Origin of the sequence: Pseudomonas peli, assembly GCF_900099645.1 — a bacterium.
Classification (GTDB): Bacteria; Pseudomonadota; Gammaproteobacteria; order Pseudomonadales; family Pseudomonadaceae; genus Aquipseudomonas; species Aquipseudomonas peli.
Window position 1 is genome coordinate 796,487 of the sequence record NZ_FMTL01000002.1, and the last position, 17,957, is coordinate 814,443.

The 17,957-nt window shown below is 59.0% G+C and carries 15 protein-coding genes; 11 read left to right on the top strand and 4 right to left on the bottom strand.

Annotated elements, in window-relative coordinates; genetic code table 11:
* Positions 1-9 precede the first annotated feature (9 nt).
* On the top strand, positions 10-1,788 hold the full coding sequence (locus BLO50_RS12605) for an ABC transporter transmembrane domain-containing protein (RefSeq protein ID WP_090253243.1): 1,779 nt from the start codon (positions 10-12) through the stop codon (positions 1,786-1,788).
* Here BLO50_RS12605 and rhtA read toward each other — a convergent pair.
* The 3 genes from rhtA to BLO50_RS12620 all read right to left on the bottom strand — a co-directional run bounded on the left by rhtA (position 1,785) and on the right by BLO50_RS12620 (position 3,663).
* Entirely contained in the window at positions 1,785-2,657 is an 873-nt protein-coding gene (rhtA, locus tag BLO50_RS12610; protein WP_090253245.1) for a threonine/homoserine exporter RhtA, read from the bottom strand. The genes BLO50_RS12605 and rhtA overlap by 4 nt on opposite strands.
* Positions 2,658-2,734: 77 nt before the next feature.
* Positions 2,735-3,016: a pyrimidine/purine nucleoside phosphorylase gene (gene ppnP, locus BLO50_RS12615; protein WP_090253248.1), complete on the bottom strand. Its 282-nt coding sequence runs from the start codon at positions 3,014-3,016 to the stop codon at positions 2,735-2,737.
* Between the two features lie 95 nt (positions 3,017-3,111).
* Complete coding sequence (locus tag BLO50_RS12620) at positions 3,112-3,663, bottom strand: 3'-5' exonuclease (protein ID WP_090253251.1); 552 nt, start codon at positions 3,661-3,663, stop codon at positions 3,112-3,114.
* Between the two features lie 207 nt (positions 3,664-3,870).
* Here BLO50_RS12620 and BLO50_RS12625 point away from each other — a divergent pair, with 207 nt between their 5' ends.
* The 5 genes from BLO50_RS12625 to BLO50_RS12645 all read left to right on the top strand — a co-directional run bounded on the left by BLO50_RS12625 (position 3,871) and on the right by BLO50_RS12645 (position 9,932).
* A complete protein-coding gene (locus BLO50_RS12625) occupies positions 3,871-4,746 on the top strand; it encodes an NAD(P)-dependent oxidoreductase (RefSeq protein WP_279615023.1) in 876 nt (291 codons plus the stop codon).
* Between the two features lie 89 nt (positions 4,747-4,835).
* Positions 4,836-7,049: a GGDEF/EAL domain-containing response regulator gene (locus BLO50_RS12630; RefSeq protein ID WP_167354459.1), complete on the top strand. Its 2,214-nt coding sequence runs from the start codon at positions 4,836-4,838 to the stop codon at positions 7,047-7,049.
* Complete coding sequence (locus tag BLO50_RS12635; RefSeq protein WP_090253259.1) at positions 7,049-8,944, top strand: sensor histidine kinase; 1,896 nt, start codon at positions 7,049-7,051, stop codon at positions 8,942-8,944. The genes BLO50_RS12630 and BLO50_RS12635 overlap by 1 nt, the downstream gene beginning before the upstream one ends.
* Before the next feature lie 88 nt (positions 8,945-9,032).
* On the top strand, positions 9,033-9,293 hold the full coding sequence (locus tag BLO50_RS12640) for a YkgJ family cysteine cluster protein (protein WP_090253261.1): 261 nt from the start codon (positions 9,033-9,035) through the stop codon (positions 9,291-9,293).
* 36 nt (positions 9,294-9,329) lie between these two features.
* Positions 9,330-9,932, top strand: coding sequence for an START domain-containing protein (locus tag BLO50_RS12645; protein ID WP_090253264.1), 603 nt, complete (start codon positions 9,330-9,332; stop codon positions 9,930-9,932).
* Positions 9,933-9,998: 66 nt separating this feature from the next.
* Here the strand turns inward: BLO50_RS12645 and gltA are convergent, their stop codons facing one another.
* Positions 9,999-11,273, bottom strand: coding sequence for a citrate synthase (gltA, locus tag BLO50_RS12650; RefSeq protein WP_090253266.1), 1,275 nt, complete (start codon positions 11,271-11,273; stop codon positions 9,999-10,001).
* A gap of 361 nt (positions 11,274-11,634) precedes the next feature.
* Between gltA and sdhC the strand changes: the two genes are divergently transcribed.
* From sdhC to BLO50_RS12675, 5 genes are all read left to right on the top strand, one after another.
* Complete coding sequence (sdhC, locus tag BLO50_RS12655) at positions 11,635-12,009, top strand: succinate dehydrogenase, cytochrome b556 subunit (RefSeq protein WP_090253269.1); 375 nt, start codon at positions 11,635-11,637, stop codon at positions 12,007-12,009.
* Positions 12,003-12,371 carry a succinate dehydrogenase, hydrophobic membrane anchor protein gene (gene sdhD / locus BLO50_RS12660; protein ID WP_090253272.1) on the top strand — a complete coding sequence of 123 codons (369 nt, stop codon included), beginning with the start codon at positions 12,003-12,005 and terminating at the stop codon, positions 12,369-12,371. Before sdhC ends, sdhD begins: the two co-directional genes overlap by 7 nt.
* A 3-nt stretch (positions 12,372-12,374) precedes the next feature.
* Positions 12,375-14,147, top strand: coding sequence for a succinate dehydrogenase flavoprotein subunit (gene sdhA / locus BLO50_RS12665; RefSeq protein ID WP_090253275.1), 1,773 nt, complete (start codon positions 12,375-12,377; stop codon positions 14,145-14,147).
* Between the two features lie 11 nt (positions 14,148-14,158).
* Entirely contained in the window at positions 14,159-14,866 is a 708-nt protein-coding gene (locus tag BLO50_RS12670) for a succinate dehydrogenase iron-sulfur subunit (protein WP_090253279.1), read from the top strand.
* Between the two features lie 246 nt (positions 14,867-15,112).
* A complete protein-coding gene (locus tag BLO50_RS12675; protein WP_090253281.1) occupies positions 15,113-17,944 on the top strand; it encodes a 2-oxoglutarate dehydrogenase E1 component in 2,832 nt (943 codons plus the stop codon).
* Positions 17,945-17,957: the final 13 nt, after the last annotated feature.

Below are 17,957 nucleotides of genomic sequence, written 5' to 3' on the forward strand. Positions count from 1 at the left end.
CGAGCTTTCATGCTTTCGATCCTGTCTTCCCGTCAACGCAATGCCCTGCGCATGGCCTGGCGCTTTATTGCGCCGTATCGCGGTCGCGTGTTTGGGGCCTTGCTGGCGCTGATGTTTACCGCCGCCATCACCCTGTCGATGGGGCAGGGCATCAAGCTGTTGGTTGATCAGGGCCTGGCGACTCAATCGCCGGCGGCCTTGCAGCAGTCGATTGGGCTGTTCTTCGTGCTGGTACTGGCGCTGGCCATCGGTACTTTTACCCGGTTCTACCTGGTGTCGTGGATTGGCGAGCGCTTTGTCGCCGATATCCGCAAGCGCGTATTCAACCACCTGATCGAGCTGCATCCGGGGTTTTATGAGAGCAACCGCAGCTCGGAGATTCAGTCACGCCTGACTGCTGATACCACGCTGCTGCAATCGGTGATCGGCTCGTCGCTGTCGATGGCACTGCGTAACCTGATCATGCTGGTTGGCGGCAGCGTGCTGCTGGTGGTGACCAATGCCAAACTCAGCGGCATCGTGTTGATGGCGCTGCCACTGGTGGTCGCGCCGATTCTGATATTCGGTCGCCGCGTACGCGCGTTGTCGCGGCAGAGCCAGGACCGGGTGGCAGATGTCGGTAGCTATGTCGGCGAGGTGCTGGGGCAGATCAAGACCGTGCAGGCCTATAACCACCAAAATGAGGACAAGCGCCGTTTCGGCCTGTCCGCCGAGGCGGCCTTCGATACTGCGCGTCAGCGCATTGCCCAGCGTGCCTGGCTGATTACTGTGGTGATCGTGCTGGTGCTCGGCGCGGTGGGGGTGATGCTCTGGGTCGGCGGTATGGACGTGATTGCCGGGCGAATTTCCGGCGGTGAGCTGGCCGCTTTTGTGTTCTATAGCCTGATCGTAGGCTCGGCCTTTGGCACCCTGAGTGAGGTGATCGGCGAGCTGCAACGCGCCGCAGGTGCCGCTGAGCGCATCGCTGAACTGTTGCAGGCACGCAATGAAATCACCCCGCCGGCGTCCGATGCGTTGCATCTGCAACAGCCGGTGCAGGGCCGTATCGAGCTGCAAGGGCTGCGCTTCGCCTACCCGTCGCGCCCCGGTAGTTTCGCCGTGGACGGTATCGATCTGCAGGTTGCAGCTGGGGAAACCCTGGCGTTGGTCGGGCCGTCTGGCGCAGGTAAATCGACGCTGTTTGATCTGCTGCTGCGCTTTTTCGACCCGCAGCAGGGCCGTATCCTGATTGATGGCGTGCCGATCCAACAGCTCGACCCTCGCGAACTGCGCAGTAGCTTTGCCCTGGTGTCGCAGAACCCGGCGCTGTTCTTCGGCTCGGTGGAGGACAATATCCGCTACGGCAAAACCACTGCCAGCCTGGCTGAGGTCGAAGCGGCAGCCAAAGCCGCACATGCTCACGAATTTATTATGAAGCTGCCGGACGGCTATCAGACTCACCTCGGCGATGCTGGGCTGGGCTTGTCCGGTGGTCAGCGTCAGCGCCTGGCAATCGCCCGCGCGCTGTTGGTGGATGCGCCGATTCTGCTGCTCGATGAGGCAACCAGTGCACTGGACGCCGAGAGCGAGCACTTGATTCAGCAAGCCTTACCGCCGCTGATGGAAGGGCGTACCACCTTGGTGATCGCCCACCGCCTGGCGACGGTCAAAAGCGCTGACCGCATCGCTGTGATCGAGCACGGCAAGCTGGCGGCGATTGGCACGCACAGCGAGCTGGTCAGCAACAGCCCGCTGTATGCCCGTTTAGCCGAGTTGCAGTTCAGTAACGAGGCGGAGGCCGCTGTTTAAAGCGGCTTGGCGTTGGGGCGTATGGTCGCCGCTGCACCGGCCGAGGCGAGAATGATGGCGCTGATCGCCAGCCATTGACTGAGAGTCAGGCGCTCGCTGAGGAATAGCAGGCCAGAAAGCGCGGCAATCGCCGGCTCCATGCTCATCAGGATGCTGAAAGTGCGCGCGGGCAGGCGGGTCAGAGCGACCATTTCCAGGCTGTAGGGCAGGGCCGAGGACAGCACGGCGACGCAGAGGGCGACGGGCAGCAGGTCCAGTGAAAAAAGGCCGCTGCCGGCTTGCCACAGGCCAATCGGGAACACCAGCAGGGCCGCGACGATGGTGCCGAGTGCCACGGTCTGGTTGCCGTGCTCAGCGCCGGCTTTTTGCCCGAAAACGATATACAGCGCCCAGCACAGCCCAGCCGCCAGGGCCAGGCCCATGCCGACGGGGTCCAGCGGTACATCGCTTTGCCCGGTGGGCAACAGCAGCCACAGGCCGAAAACCGCCAGGGCAATCCAGACGAAATCCACCAAACGGCGTGACGACAACAGCGCCAGGCCCAACGGGCCGGTGAATTCCAGGGCCACGGCGATGCCCAGAGGGATGGTTTTCAGCGAGAGGTAGAACAGCAGGTTCATACCGCCCAGCGACAACCCGTAAGCCAGCAGCGAACGGCTGGACTTTAGCGTCAGCTTGGCCTGCCACGGGCGCATCAAGATGCACAGGATCAGCGCGCCAAGGCTCAAACGCAGGGCCGTCGTGCCGCTGGCACCAATCTCCGGAAATAGCCCCTTGGCCAGGGACGCGCCGCTCTGGATCGAGGTCATGGCGATCAGCAGCAATATGATCGGCAGGATCACCAGGGAGAATTGCGTTGAGCGCGGCATGGCTGTTCCTTTGGGTTATCTATCCAGTAATAAAAAACCGGCCACTGGGGCCGGCTTTTATGCACCACGGCTAAGGCTTAGCGGTATTCACACAGGTATGCAGTATCAGCTGCCACCTTGAGCTGAAACTTGCTGTCGGCCGGTACGGTGAACTTGCTGCCGCTGGTGAAGGTTTCCCAGTTGTCGCTGCCGGGCAGTTTCACGGTCAGGGCGCCGGCGACCACGTGCATGATTTCTAGCTGATTGGTGCCGAATTCATACTCGCCTGCAGCCATCACGCCAATGGTAGCCGGGCCTTCAGCCATGCCGAAGGCGATGGATTTGACGGTGCCGTCGAAGTATTCATTGACCTTGAACATCTGCAGTTCCTCGATAGGGGATTAAAAAGGCTGGCCGCCAGTAGCGACAGGCCATAGAAAAAGGCCCGCCAGTATGCCCAAGCGTTTTTTCTTCGTCATCTGCTTTGCGCAGGCAAAACCAGTGGCAGCAGCCGGGCGGTATTGCGCGCATCGGTCAGGGCGCGGTGTTGCTGGCCCTGGAACTGCAGGCCGGCGAGATTCAGCGCCATTTTCAAGCCAATCGGGCTGGGCAGCTGGCGGGCTTCGGCGAAGCGCTTTTTCAGGTTGATGTGCGGGATCTGGCTCAGGTGACTCTCCAGCCCATGGGCGCGCCATTCCTGTTCAAACTGGCGGCGGTCGTAGTCGCCCCAGCTGGCCCAGCCCGCCAGTTGTGCCTGATGGGCCAGCAGCCAGCGTTCGAATTGTGCCCATACCGCACTCAGCGGCGCGGCGGCATCAACATCGGCCTGGCTGATCTGGGTGAGCTGACGGCAGAAGTGGGTCAGGTGCGGGCGTCGTGTGGGTCGCACAAACCGTTGGAAACTCTCGATTTCATGGCCGCCCGCGTTGACCAGGCTGGCGCCGATTTCGATGATTTCCATGTCTGTAATCGGCCAACCGCCTTCTTCGGTGGTGGCTTCTAGGTCGATGACCAGCCAGTGCTGCATAAGCCCTCCTTAGCGTGCAGTCAGTATGGAAGCAGTTTCAGCGTCGGGTAAAGCCTGTTGCTTGGGGCATCCATACAGTTTTGCCACATGGCTGTACTGGCGTTGATTGCAGGTGGCGGGCATGCTTGCAGCCAGGTTCGTACCCGCTGTATGGCGCAGGTATGCAGTTAATCAGAAGCGTGCGGTAAAGGACGCTCGACGGTAGAGGTGGATATGGCAAAGCTGGCGTTTATCGGGCTGGGCGTAATGGGTTATCCGATGGCTGGGCATCTGGCACGTGCCGGGCATCAGGTGTGTGTGTACAACCGCACCGCCGCCAAGGCTGCGCAATGGGCCGCCGAATACCCCGGCAGCCACGCGCCAACCCCGCGTGAAGCGGCTGCGGGTGCCGAGTTTGTGATGGTCTGCGTGGGCAATGATGACGATCTGCGCAGTGTTGTGCTGGGCGAGCAGGGCGCCTTTGCCGGCATGCAGGCTGGTGCGGTGCTGATTGATCACACCACCGCCTCGGCGCAGGTTGCAAGTGAATTGGCCGAGCAGGCCGCTGCCCGGCAACTGGGTTTTCTCGATGCGCCGGTCTCCGGCGGACAGGCTGGGGCGCAGAACGGCGCGTTGACCATCATGGTCGGCGGTGAGGCGGCGACCTACGCCAAAGCTGAGCCAATCATTCAGGCCTATGCACGCATGGCCCGCCTGATGGGCGAAGCCGGCAGCGGTCAGCTGACCAAGATGGTCAACCAGATTTGCATCGCCGGGCTGGTGCAGGGCTTGTCCGAGGCGCTGCATTTCGCCGAGTGCGCCGGTCTCGACGCCCATGGCGCGATGGAAGTGATCAGCAAGGGCGCTGCACAATCCTGGCAGCTGGAAAATCGCCACAAAACCATGCTGGCCGGCGAGTTCGAACACGGCTTTGCCGTGGACTGGATGCGCAAGGACCTGGCAATTCTGCTAACCGAGGCGCGCAGCAATGGCGCGCAGCTGCCGGTCACCGCGCTGGTCGATCAGTTTTATGCCGATGTGCAGGGCATGGGCGGCGGCCGCTGGGACACGTCCAGTCTGTTAGCCCGCCTGAACAAGCGCTAACTGGCAGCTGAGTACGGCCGTCTATACTGGGTTCAAAGCCAGTATGGATTCGGCACTGTTCTCACTTTTCAGGCATGCGGGCACTGTTCATGGATGATCAATTTGCATTCAGCGACGACCTTCCCAGCACCACCAGCCAGCCCGTATGGCGCGTGCTGGCAGTTGATGATGACGCCGACTTCCAGCGCGCCACCGCCTTTGCCCTGAGCGAGCTGGAGCTGCTGGGCGGGCGTATTGAGCTGATCCAGGCGTTCAGCTGCCGTGAAGCTTCGATGCTGTTGGCCAAACACCATGACATCGCCCTGGTATTGCTCGATGTGGTGATGGAGACCGAAGACGCCGGCCTGCGCCTGATCAAGGCGCTGCGTGAGGTGATCGGCAATCGCGAAACCCGCGTGGTGATGCTCACTGGTGAGCCAGGCCTGGCGCCGGCTCATGAAGTGATGCGTGATTACGACATCAACGATTATTGGACCAAGAGTGAACTCAGCGCCGAGCGCTTGCTGACGGTGCTCACCGCAGCGGTGCGCGGTTATGCGCAGCTCAGGGCTGTAGCTAGCGCGCGGCGCGGCTTGCAGATGATCGTCGAGTCGAGCAATGCACTGTTCTGTTCGAAGAGTACCCGCGAGCTGTCGGCCAAGATTCTCTCGGAAATCACCTCACTGCTTGACCTGCAGACCGAGGGCATTGTCTGCGTGCGCGCCGATGAGGGTGACGCCACTACCGAGCCAAATGCGCGGATTGTCAGCGCCAGCGGGCGCTTCTTCGACAGCATCGACGCCAATCTGGACGTGCTGCAGCCGCAGGTCGCGGCGGCGGTGCGCCAATGCCTGCGGGCGCAGCAGACTCTGCGTCTGAGCGATTGCACGGTCTTGTTCTTTCCGCGCTTTCAGGCCGGTTCTGACTACGCCTGCTATATCGACAGTGCACGGGCGCTGGATGACACCGAGTTGGAGCTGCTCAAGGTGTTCAGTGTCAGTATCAGCCGTGGCCTTTACAACGTTGCGCTGTTCAGCCGCCTGGAGGAAATGGCCTATCAGGACGACTTGCTGAAGATCCCCAATCGTAATGCGCTGATTTGCATGCTGGACATGACGCTGAAGTCGGAGGCCAAGGATCAGCGGGTGCTGGTGCTCATCGATATCGATAATTTCTCTGGTGCCAACACCGCCTTTGGCACCGGTTATGGCGATTTTATTCTCGGCCTGGTGGCGAAGAAACTGCGCGACGCCTTCACCCATGAGGTGCTGATTGCCCGGGTGCGTGATGACCTGTTTGCCATCCTCGGCCCGCAAACCCAGGTTAATGCCGCGGACGTGGTGGCACTGTTTCGCCGGCATAAACGCCCTTATGAGCTGGGCCAGGTGCACAGCCTGAGCAGCGTGACCATGCACCTGGCTGACTTTACCGGCAGCGCCAGTGTGGCCCTGCAGGATGCGCTGTTGACCCTAAAACAGGCCAAGCGCTTGGGGCATGACCAGCACGGCGTCTACGACCCTAGGCTGCAAGGTGCGCATGCAGAGTCCTATCGCATGTTGCTGGCCTTGCGTGATGCGGTGGACGCCGGCCAAATCAGTGTTGAACTGCAGCCGCAAATTGACCTTGAAACGCTCCGCGTAACTGGTGTGGAAGCTTTGGCACGCTGGCGTAAAACTGACGGCAAGATGGTTCCGCCTTTGAGCTTTATTCCTCTGGCTGAAGCCACGGGCTACATCTTGCCGTTGGGCGATTTACTGATGCGTCTCGCGCTGCAGGCGGCAAAACAGCTTGCTGATGCGGGGTACCCGCACATCCGCGTTGCGGTTAACGTCTCTGCACCGCAACTGCTGCAGCATGACTTCATTGAGCGGTTTAAGTCGCACTTGCAGGTGGCTGGGGTGCTGCCTGAGCAGATTGAAGTGGAAATTACCGAGTCGGTGGCCATGCGCACCTTCGACACCGTCTGTGAAAAGCTTCGTGCGCTGCGGGCCATGGGCGTGGAGGTGGCCATCGATGACTTTGGCACTGGTTTCTCATCGCTCAGCTACCTGCGTTTGTTGCCTGCCGATCGCTTGAAAATCGACCGCAGTTTTGTTCTGGAAATCGGTGAGGTCAGCGACCAGCAGATGATCGCCGAAGCGGTGATCCAGATTGCCGCGCGGGTTGGCATGCGGGTCATTGCCGAAGGCGTCGAAACCCAACAGCAGGCCGACTGGATTCTCAAACATGGCTGCCGGCAGGCGCAGGGCTATCTGTTTGCCAAACCGATGGCCTGCGCGGATTTACTCAATTGGTTGAGTGACTGGCCGGAGTGCACGGCCTGATGCAGCAATCCAGGCGCGCCAGGCTGTTGTCGCAGCCGGTCAGGCGCAACCTATTGCTGCTATTTGTGCCATGGACGCTGCTGATTCTGCTGCTGATGGCACTGCTTTACGAGCGCTTGCTGGATGCGCGACTTGAACCGTTGTTGCGCGATCAGCAGGTCAGCCTGAACGAGGGCGTTGGCGTGCTAAATCGGCACCTGGCGACATTGCGCGGCAATCTGCAATTTCTCATCCAACAGCCACTACTGGCTGAGGTGCTGCGGAACCCAAGTGCAGATAACCGGCACGCCCTGAGTCAACTGTTTGTCGAGTTCGCCCGCAGCAGCATGGTCTATGACCAGATTCGCTGGCTGGATGAGCGTGGTGCAGAGCAGGTGCGGGTTGATTGGCGCAATGGCGAGCCGCTGGCGAGTGATCAGGCACAATTGCACAACCAGGCGCAGCACTATTACTTCGTCGAGACCATGAACCTGCCTCAGGGTGCGTTCTACCTCTCACGTTTTGACCTGAACGCTGATATGGGCAGCGTCGAGCAACCACTCAAGCCCACCCTGCGGGGTGCCGAGCCGATTTTCGATGGTGAGGGCAAGCGCCGCGGCATCCTGATCCTCAATTACCTTGGGCAAGTGCTGTTGCAACGTCTGGCCGAGGTGTCCAAGAGTTACGGCAACAACCTGACTCTGGTCGACCATGAAGGCTACTGGATACTCGCTGCTGATGAGCAGGATGCCTGGGGTTTTGCTCTGGGCAAGCCTGAGGCAACGCTGGCCAGCCGCTTTCCGGATAGCTGGCGGCGGATGCAGGCTGCCCACGATGGCGTGTTTAGCGACAGTGGTGGTTATTGGGCCTTTAATAAGTTCGATCCTTACCAGGGTAGTGGCCAGAACGCGGCAACAGGTGAGTACTGGTTACTGGTTTCGCACCTGCCTCTGGAGCAAATTCAGGGGCTGCGTGGGCAAGTACTCTGGCAGGTATTGCTGTTTGTCTGCGTGATGCTCTCTCTTGGGCTACTGGTGGTGTTGCGCCTCGGCTTGGCGGAGTTCGAGCGTGATCAGGTGCGCCAGGCGCTGGAGGTCAGTAGCCAGGCACTGTTGCAGCGTAATGCGGAGCTGCGTGACACGGTTGATCAGCTGCAGCGCACGCGCGGCGCCTTGCTTCAGGCGGAAAAGCTCTCTTCGTTGGGCACCTTGGTCGCGGGGGTGGCGCATGAGCTGAATACGCCGATTGGTGCCGCCAGCATGGCTGCCTCAACCCTGGATAAAGGTAATCAGAGCCTGCAGAAAAGCCTCGGTGAAGGGTTACAGCGTTCGGCGCTGGAGCGCTTTGTGCAGCGCAATGATGAAGGCCTGGCGATCATCCTTAATAGTCTGACGCGCATGGCGCAGCTAACCCGGGCCTTCAAGCAACTGGCCAGTGACCGTGCGAGTACCGAGCGACGTTGCTTTGATCTGGTCGAGTTGGTCGGTGAGGTCATGCTGCTGTTTACTCCCAAGCTCAAGCAGTCAAACCATCGGGTACAGCTGGAGCTACCGCCGAGCCTGATGCTCGACAGCTATCCGGGGCCTCTGGGTCAGATCCTGCAGAACCTGATCGACAATGCGCTGATCCATGCTTTCGATTCGGGCATGAACGGCGTGGTTACGGTCAGGGTTGAGCATGATGAGATGCGCCGCGAATGCGTAATTGAAGTCAGCGATAACGGCGATGGCATGAGCGAGGAGGTGCTGGGCAAGATCTTCGACCCGTTCTTTACCACCCGGCGCGGACGCGGAGGCGCCGGGCTTGGCTTGCATATCACCCACCAGCTGGCTGTGGATATTCTCGGCGCTGATCTACAGGTACGCAGCGCGCCAGGGCAGGGCACGCAGTTTCGTCTGCGTTTACCACTCGCCTGAATCTATGGATGAACGGCTGCCAAGCCGTCTGCACCCACGTAGAATCGCCGGCCTATGCCCTGTGCTGTGATGTTGAGGTCTTCCTGTCATGAATTGCCGTGCCGGCTGCGGCGCCTGCTGCATCGCTCCATCGATCAGTTCCCCTATCCCAGGTATGCCTGATGGCAAGCCGGCTGGTGTGCGCTGCGTGCAGCTGGATGCGAACAACTACTGCCTGATATTTGGCCGGCCTGAGCGACCTGCGGTGTGTTCTGCATTTCATGCTGCCGAGTATGTATGCGGCAGCACCACGGCAGAGGCGCTGCAGTTGATTGGCTGGCTGGAGCAAAGCACGGCCGTTGCAGTCTGATACTGTGGCACAACGTTATTGGCTGCTGGAGGCGTGATGGTGCGGTTTAAAGGGCTGCTCTTGGGTATTGCCGCGTTGCTGGCGGTGAGCGGGGCGCAGGCGGCGCAATGGCGTCTGGTTAAGGATGAAGCGGGTATTCAGGTCTATTTGCAGCAGATCCCAGGCTCAAGTTTTCAGGCGTTTCGCGGTGTCACTCGTATACGAGTGGATATGCCACGCTTGTTGGCCCTGCAGGATGATGTCAGCGCGGCCTGCGCCTGGATTCATGCGTGCAGCGAGCAGAAACTGCTCAAGCATGAGGGTGATCTGAGCTGGGCCTACAGCCGCTTCCACACGCCTTGGCCAGTGCAACCGCGTGATTCCATCCTGCAGGTGACTACCACGCGTGATGCTGATGGTCGGGTAACCCGCACCTTGCATGGCGTTGCCGACTTTTTACCGCCGCAGCAAGGCTTTGTGCGGGTGAGCAAGGTGGAGGGCTTCTGGAGCCTTACGCCGCGCGAGGGCGAAATCGAGGTGATCTACGAGGTTCATTCCGAACCGGGTGGAAGCGTGCCGGCCTGGTTGGCCAACAGCTTTGTCGTGGATGCGCCGTTCAATACTTTGCAGGGGCTGCGTCAGTTGGCTGAACAGCCATAAAGCTGGCTTATTCAGCGCAATAAAAAAGGCTGCCCGAGGGCAGCCTTTTGTGCGCCGAGAACTGAATTACTTCTTCAGATCGCGCTGCGGGTAGCCGGTGTACAGCTGGCGCGGACGGCCAATCTTGTAAGGGCTGGAGAGCATTTCTTTCCAGTGCGAGATCCAGCCGACGGTCCGCGCCAGGGCGAAGATCACGGTGAACATGCTGGTCGGAATACCGATAGCTTTGAGGATGATGCCCGAGTAGAAGTCGACGTTCGGGTACAGGTTGCGCTCTCTGAAGTACGGGTCGGTCAGGGCGATTTCTTCCAGACGCATCGCCAGTTCCAGCTGTGGATCGTTCTTGATACCCAGCTCTTTCAGTACTTCGTCGCAAGTCTGCTTCATCACGGTGGCGCGCGGATCGCGGTTTTTGTAAACGCGATGACCGAAGCCCATGAGTTTGAACGGATCGTTCTTGTCCTTGGCCTTGGCGATGAACTTGTCGATGTTCGAAACATCGCCAATCTCATCAAGCATGCTCAGCACTGCCTCGTTGGCACCGCCGTGCGCCGGGCCCCAGAGGGCGGCGATACCGGCTGCGATACAGGCGAACGGGTTGGCACCCGAGGAGCCGGCCAGACGTACAGTGGAGGTGGAGGCGTTCTGCTCATGGTCGGCGTGCAGGATAAAGATCTTATCCATGGCCTTGGCCAGCACCGGGCTGATCGGTTTGATCTCGCACGGGGTGTTGAACATCATGTGCAGGAAGTTTTCCGCGTAGTTCAGGTCATTACGCGGGTACATCATCGGCTGACCCATGGAGTACTTGTAGGTCATGGCGGCGATGGTTGGCATCTTGGCGATCAGGCGCATGGCCGATACTTCGCGGTGATGCGGGTTATTGATGTCCAGTGAGTCATGGTAGAAGGCCGAGAGTGCACCGACTACACCGCACATGATGGCCATCGGGTGAGCGTCACGGCGGAAGCCGTTGAAGAAGGTCTTCAGTTGCTCGTGAACCATGGTGTGGTTCTTGATGGTGCTGACGAACTTGGCTTTTTCTTCTGCGCTCGGCAGTTCGCCGTTCAGCAGCAGGTAGCAGGTTTCCAGGTAATCGGATTGCTCTGCAAGCTGTTCGATGGGGTAGCCGCGATGCAGCAGAATGCCCTGGTCGCCGTCGATGTAGGTGATCTTCGACTCGCACGAGGCGGTGGACATAAAGCCAGGATCAAATGTGAAACGGCCCGTGGCGGTTAAGCCCCGCACGTCAATTACATCGGGACCAACGGTGCCGGTTAAAATGGGCAGCTCGACGGGGGCTGCGCCCTCGATGATCAACTGCGCTTTTTTGTCAGCCATGTGTGGCCTCCTAGTTATGCTTGAAATCATCTGACTGCCCCCCACGCAGGGCCCGCACCACTATAGTGAGATAAATTCGAATGTCAATTTGCGAAAACCCAGGCGGCAGAAGGGTTTGCGGGTGGTTTTCGGGCTTTTAAAGTGGTTCTTTACGCCATTTATAAAAGGTACGCAATGCGCTTTTAGGTAGGGGGCTTTGCGTTGTCATTAGTAACCTAACTGTCTATACTCTGCGCCCAGCTACCAAGGGCTTTAGCCTGTCTTTTGGTAGTTGTCACTCCTTGGGTGATGGGTACCTGACCAGTGCACCTCCCGACAACTTTGCCCTGATAGTTAGGGGCTCTCAGTGTGATAAAAAGCCGTGAATAGCCAAAGACCTGTAAACCTAGACCTTAGGACTATCAAACTCCCGATCACTGCTTACACGTCCATTCTTCACCGTATCTCCGGTGTCATCCTCTTTGTCGGTATCGCCATTCTGCTTTATGGCCTCGACAAGTCGCTGGCGTCCGAAGAGGGCTTTGCCCAGGTGCAGGAATGCCTGACCAGCCCGCTGGCCAAGTTCGTGATTTGGGGTCTGCTGTCCGCTCTGCTGTACCACCTGGTGGCCGGTGTTCGCCACTTGATCATGGACATGGGCATCGGTGAGACGCTGGAAGGCGGCAAGCTGGGTTCGAAAATCGTTCTCGTCGTCTCGACGATCGTGATCGTGCTGCTGGGGGTGTGGATATGGTAACCAACGTCACGAATTTCTCGCGTTCGGGTCTTTATGACTGGATGGCACAGCGTGTATCTGCTGTCGTCCTCGCGGCTTATGTGCTGTTTTTGCTTGGCTTTGTCGTGTGTAACCCGGGTCTGGGTTATGCCGAATGGCAGGCGCTGTTCTCCAATAACGCAATGCGTATCTTCAGCCTGTTGACCCTGGTGGCGCTCAGCGTTCACGCCTGGGTTGGCATGTGGACAATTTCCACCGACTACCTGACGCCGATGGCCCTGGGTAAGTGGGCTACTGTCGTGCGTTTTCTGTTCCAGGCCGCGTGTGGCGTTGCCATGTTCGCGTTATTCGTCTGGGGCGTGCAGATTTTTTGGGGTAACTGATCCATGACAAGCATTCGCACTCTTTCTTATGACGCCATCATTATTGGTGGCGGCGGCGCGGGTATGCGCGCTGCACTGCAGTTGGCTCAGGGTGGTCACAAAACCGCAGTCGTGACCAAGGTCTTCCCGACGCGCTCGCACACTGTTTCCGCTCAGGGCGGTATCACCTGCGCCATCGCTTCGGCCGACCCGAACGACGACTGGCGCTGGCACATGTACGACACCGTCAAGGGCTCCGACTATATCGGTGACCAGGACGCTATCGAATACATGTGTTCCGTGGGTCCGGAGGCCGTATTTGAACTGGAACACATGGGGCTGCCGTTCTCCCGTACCGAGCAGGGCCGCATCTATCAGCGTCCGTTCGGCGGTCAATCCAAAGGCCCGAATAACCCGACTCAGGCTGCGCGCACCTGTGCTGCTGCTGACCGTACCGGTCACGCCCTGCTGCACACCCTGTACCAGGCCAACCTGAAAGCTGGTACCTCGTTCCTCAACGAGTGGTACGCGGTCGATCTGGTGAAGAACCAGGACGGCGCCGTAGTTGGCACCATCGCCATCTGCATCGAAACCGGCGAAACCGTTTATATCCGTTCCAAAGCCACAGTATTGGCTACCGGTGGTGCTGGTCGCATTTATGCTTCCACCACCAATGCCCTGATCAATACGGGTGACGGTGTTGGTATGGCTCTGCGTGCTGGCGTTCCGGTGCAGGACATCGAAATGTGGCAGTTCCACCCAACCGGTATCGCAGGTGCCGGTACGCTGGTAACCGAAGGCTGCCGTGGTGAAGGTGGTTACCTGATCAACAAGCACGGCGAGCGTTTCATGGAGCGTTATGCTCCGAACGCCAAAGACCTGGCAGGTCGCGACGTTGTTGCACGCTCGATGGTTAAGGAAATCATTGCTGGCAACGGTTGTGGTCCAGAAGGCGATCACGTGATGCTCAAACTCGATCACCTCGGTGAAGAGGTGCTTCACAGCCGTCTTCCGGGTATCTGCGAGCTGTCGAAGACCTTCGCACACGTTGATCCGGTTGTTGCACCTATCCCGGTTGTGCCGACTTGCCACTATATGATGGGCGGCGTACCGACCAACATCCATGGTCAGGCCATCACCCAGGATGCCAACGGTAACGACAAGATCATCGACGGTCTGTTCGCTGTGGGCGAAGTGGCTTGCGTATCGGTTCATGGTGCAAACCGCCTTGGCGGCAACTCGTTGCTTGACCTCGTGGTGTTCGGCCGTGCCGCCGGTATCCACCTGGAAAAAGCGCTTAAAGAAGGCGTAGATGCGCGTGGCGCGTCCGAGACGGACATTGAGCTGTCGCTCAAGCGTTTGGCTGGCGTCAACGAGCGCACCACAGGTGAAGACGTAGCGCCGCTGCGTAAAGAACTGCAGAACTGCATGCAAAACTACTTCGGTGTGTTCCGCACCGGCGAATACATGCAAAAAGGCATCAAACAACTGACCGACCTGCGTGAGCGCATCGCGAACGTCAAGATCGCGGATAAGAGTCAGGCATTTAATACTGCGCGTATCGAGGCGCTGGAACTGCAAAACCTTCTCGAAGTTGCTGAGGCCACTGCGATCGCTGCGGAGGCTCGTAAAGAGTCCCGTGGTGCTCATGCTCGCGAAGACTTTGAAGAGCGTGATGACGAAAACTGGTTGTGCCACTCCCTCTATCTTCCAGAGGATAAGCGCGTCAGTAAGCGTGCCGTCAATTTCGCGCCGAAGACAGTACCGGCGTTTGAACCCAAGGTCCGGACTTATTAAGGGTGACTGATATGTTGCAAGTCAGTGTTTATCGCTACAACCCGGAAAAAGATGCAGCGCCGTTTATGCAGGACTTCCAGGTCGATACCGGTGGCAAGGATGTAATGGTTCTCGACGTGCTGGCTTTGATCAAAGAGCAGGATCAAGGCTTTTCTTACCGTCGTTCCTGCCGTGAGGGTGTATGTGGCTCCGACGGCATGAACATCAACGGCAAGAATGGTCTGGCGTGCATCACGCCGCTTTCGGTTGCCGGCCTTAAAGGCGGCAAGCTTGTGATCCGGCCGCTGCCTGGCTTACCAGTCATTCGTGACCTCGTTGTTGATATGAGCATCTTCTACAAGCAGTACGAGAAGGTGCAGCCATATTTGCAGAACGACACGCCTGCTCCGGCCATCGAGCGTCTGCAGTCGCCGGAAGAGCGTGAGAAGTTGGATGGTCTGTACGAGTGCATTCTGTGCGCGTGCTGCTCCACCAGCTGCCCGTCGTTCTGGTGGAACCCTGACAAGTTCCTCGGCCCAGCTGCACTGCTGCAGGCTTATCGTTTCCTGGCGGACAGCCGTGATACTCAGACCGAACAGCGTCTGGCGTCGTTGGATGATCCGTTCAGCGTGTTTCGTTGCCGCGGCATCATGAACTGCGTGAACGTCTGCCCTAAGGGTCTTAACCCGACCAAGGCAATCGGCCACGTACGTAACATGTTGCTGCAAAGCGGTACCTGATTCACGGTTGTTTGCTAGACCTGTAACACCTGCGGCGCTGCTTTCAACCCAGCGCCGTAGTTTTAGCCAGGGCTGCTGCTCACAAAGCGGTGGCCCTAATTTGAAAAATATGACGACCAGCAGGGGCATCCGGGCTGGTGCCCGGACTATCTGCGGGATCCGTAGTGGCTTACCAGTCGCTGCTTCAGGACTGACAGCCATGCGGTTTCTTCGCCGGTGGTGTCCCCTTACCGAGGGTGACCAAGCATGCAAGAAAGCGTGATGCAGCGCATGTGGGACAGTGCCCACCTATCCGGTGGTAACGCTGCCTATGTGGAAGAGCTCTATGAGCTTTACCTGCACGATCCCAACGCTGTGCCAGAAGAGTGGCGCACTTACTTCCAGAAGTTGCCGACTGACGGCAGCGCCGCCACAGACGTATCGCATTCAACGATTCGCGATCATTTCGTCCTGCTCGCCAAAAACCAGCGCCGCGCCCAACCGGTGTCTGCTGGTAGCGTCAGCAGTGAGCACGAAAAGAAGCAAGTCGAGGTGCTGCGCCTGATTCAGGCTTATCGCATGCGCGGCCATCAGGCTGCCCAGCTCGATCCGCTTGGCCTCTGGAAGCGTCCTGTCCCGGCTGATCTGGCAATCAATCACTACGGTCTGACCGATGCTGACCTGGACACCACCTTCCGTACCGGTGGTCTGTTCATTGGCAAGGAAGAGGCTACTCTGCGCGAAATTCGCGATGCGTTGCAGCAGACATATTGCCGCACCATTGGCGCCGAGTTCACTCACATCGTTGATTCCGAGCAGCGCAGCTGGTTCCAGCAGCGCCTGGAAAGCGTGCGCGGTCGTCCACAATTCTCGGTTGACGTGCAGAGCCACTTGCTCGAACGTCTGACTGCGGCTGAAGGTCTGGAAAAATACCTGGGTACCAAATACCCCGGCACCAAGCGTTTCGGTCTTGAAGGCGGCGAGAGCCTGATTCCGCTGCTCGATGAAGTGATCCAGCGTTCCGGCTCCTACGGCACCAAGGAAATCGTTATCGGCATGGCCCACCGTGGCCGTCTTAACGTGCTGGTCAACACCTTCGGCAAGAACCCACGCGACTTGTTCGACGAGTTCGAAGGCAAGAAAACCGAAGGCTTGTCCTCCGGTGACGTGAAATACCACCAGGGTTTCTCCTCCAACGTGATGACCGCTGGCGGCGAAGTGCACCTGGCGATGGCGTTCAACCCGTCTCACCTGGAGATCGTTTCGCCGGTGGTCGAAGGTTCGGTACGTGCCCGTCAGGACCGTCGTAACGACGCGATTGGCGAGAAAGTGCTGCCGGTTTCCCTACACGGTGACGCAGCATTTGCCGGTCAGGGTGTGGTCATGGAAACCTTCCAGATGTCGCAGACTCGCGGCTTCAAGACGGGCGGCACCATCCACATCGTGATCAACAACCAGGTCGGCTTTACCATCAGCAACCCGCTGGACTCGCGTTCCACTGAGTACTGCACGGACGTTGCCAAGATGATTCAGGCGCCGATCCTGCACGTTAACGGCGATGATCCGGAAGCGGTGCTGTTCGTGACCCAGCTGGCTGTCGATTACCGCATGCAGTACAAGCGTGACGTGGTCATCGACTTGGTCTGCTACCGCCGTCGCGGCCACAACGAGGCCGACGAGCCGAGCGGCACCCAGCCGATCATGTATCAGCAAATCACCAAGCAGCGCACCACCCGTGAGCTGTATGCCGAAGTGCTGACCGCTGCGGCGCGTCAGTCGGTAGATGAGGTGCAGGCCAAGATCGACGAGTACCGTACCGCGCTGGATAATGGTCAGCATGTGGTCAAAAGCCTGGTCAAAGAGCCGAACAAGGAACTCTTCGTCGATTGGCGTCCGTACCTGGGCCATGCCTGGACCGCGCGTCACGACACGCGTTTCGAGCTGAAAACCCTGCAGGAGCTGTCCAACAAGCTGCTGGAAATTCCGGAAGGCTTCGTTGTGCAGCGCCAGGTCGCGAAAATTCTCGAAGACCGCCAGAAGATGAGCGCAGGTGCACTGCCGATCAACTGGGGCTACGCCGAAACCATGGCCTACGCCACCTTGTTGTTCGAAGGCCACCCAATCCGTATGACCGGCCAGGACATCGGCCGCGGTACCTTCTCGCACCGTCACGCGGTGCTGCACAACCAGAAGGATGCCGGCACTCATCTGCCGCTGCAGAACCTCTACCAGGGTCAGCCGCGTTTCGACCTGTACGACTCTTTCCTCTCGGAAGAAGCCGTGCTTGCCTTCGAATACGGCTATGCCACCACCCAGCCGCAGTCGCTGGTGATCTGGGAAGCGCAGTTCGGCGACTTCGCCAACGGTGCTCAGGTAGTGTTCGACCAGTTCATTTCCAGTGGCGAGCACAAGTGGGGCCGTCTGTGCGGTCTGACCATGCTGCTGCCGCACGGTTATGAAGGGCAGGGGCCTGAGCACAGCTCGGCGCGTCTAGAGCGTTATCTGCAACTGTGTGCCGAGCACAACATGCAGGTTGCCGTACCGACCACCCCGGCGCAGATCTACCACTTGCTGCGTCGTCAGGTGATTCGCCCGCTGCGCAAGCCATTGGTCGTATTGACGCCGAAGTCGCTGCTGCGCCACAAATTGGCCATCTCGACTTTGGAAGATCTGGCCGAAGGCTCGTTCCAGACCGTGATTCCGGAGATCGATGCAATCGATCCGAAGAAAGTCGAGCGTCTGATTCTGTGCAGCGGCAAGGTTTACTACGACTTGCTGGAGAAGCGCCGCAACGAAGGCCGCGAAGACATCGCCATCGTGCGTATCGAGCAGCTCTATCCGTTCCCGGAAGATGATCTGGCCGAGGCAATTGCTCCGTACAAGAACCTCAAGCACATCGTCTGGTGTCAGGAAGAGCCGATGAACCAGGGCGCCTGGTACTGCAGCCAGCATCACATGCGTCGCGTGGCGACAGCGCACAAGAAAGCGCTGTTCCTCGAGTACGCCGGTCGTGATGCGTCTGCTGCACCTGCCTGTGGTTATGCATCGATGCACGCCGAACAGCAGGAAAAACTCCTGCAAGACGCCTTTACTGTTTAACGCCTTCGCGCAA

Coding starts and splice junctions, on each gene's coding strand:
- BLO50_RS12605 (WP_090253243.1), top strand. CDS start 10: ATGCTTTCGATCCTGTCTTCCCGTCAACGCAATGCCCTGCGCATGGCC.
- BLO50_RS12630 (WP_167354459.1), top strand. CDS start 4,836: ATGGATGATCAATTTGCATTCAGCGACGACCTTCCCAGCACCACCAGC.
- BLO50_RS12645 (WP_090253264.1), top strand. CDS start 9,330: ATGGTGCGGTTTAAAGGGCTGCTCTTGGGTATTGCCGCGTTGCTGGCG.
- sdhD (WP_090253272.1), top strand. CDS start 12,003: ATGGTAACCAACGTCACGAATTTCTCGCGTTCGGGTCTTTATGACTGG.
- BLO50_RS12635 (WP_090253259.1), top strand. CDS start 7,049: ATGCAGCAATCCAGGCGCGCCAGGCTGTTGTCGCAGCCGGTCAGGCGC.
- sdhA (WP_090253275.1), top strand. CDS start 12,375: ATGACAAGCATTCGCACTCTTTCTTATGACGCCATCATTATTGGTGGC.
- gltA (WP_090253266.1), bottom strand. CDS start 11,273: ATGGCTGACAAAAAAGCGCAGTTGATCATCGAGGGCGCAGCCCCCGTC.
- BLO50_RS12675 (WP_090253281.1), top strand. CDS start 15,113: ATGCAAGAAAGCGTGATGCAGCGCATGTGGGACAGTGCCCACCTATCC.
- BLO50_RS12670 (WP_090253279.1), top strand. CDS start 14,159: ATGTTGCAAGTCAGTGTTTATCGCTACAACCCGGAAAAAGATGCAGCG.
- ppnP (WP_090253248.1), bottom strand. CDS start 3,016: ATGTTCAAGGTCAATGAATACTTCGACGGCACCGTCAAATCCATCGCC.
- rhtA (WP_090253245.1), bottom strand. CDS start 2,657: ATGCCGCGCTCAACGCAATTCTCCCTGGTGATCCTGCCGATCATATTG.
- BLO50_RS12640 (WP_090253261.1), top strand. CDS start 9,033: ATGAATTGCCGTGCCGGCTGCGGCGCCTGCTGCATCGCTCCATCGATC.
- BLO50_RS12620 (WP_090253251.1), bottom strand. CDS start 3,663: ATGCAGCACTGGCTGGTCATCGACCTAGAAGCCACCACCGAAGAAGGC.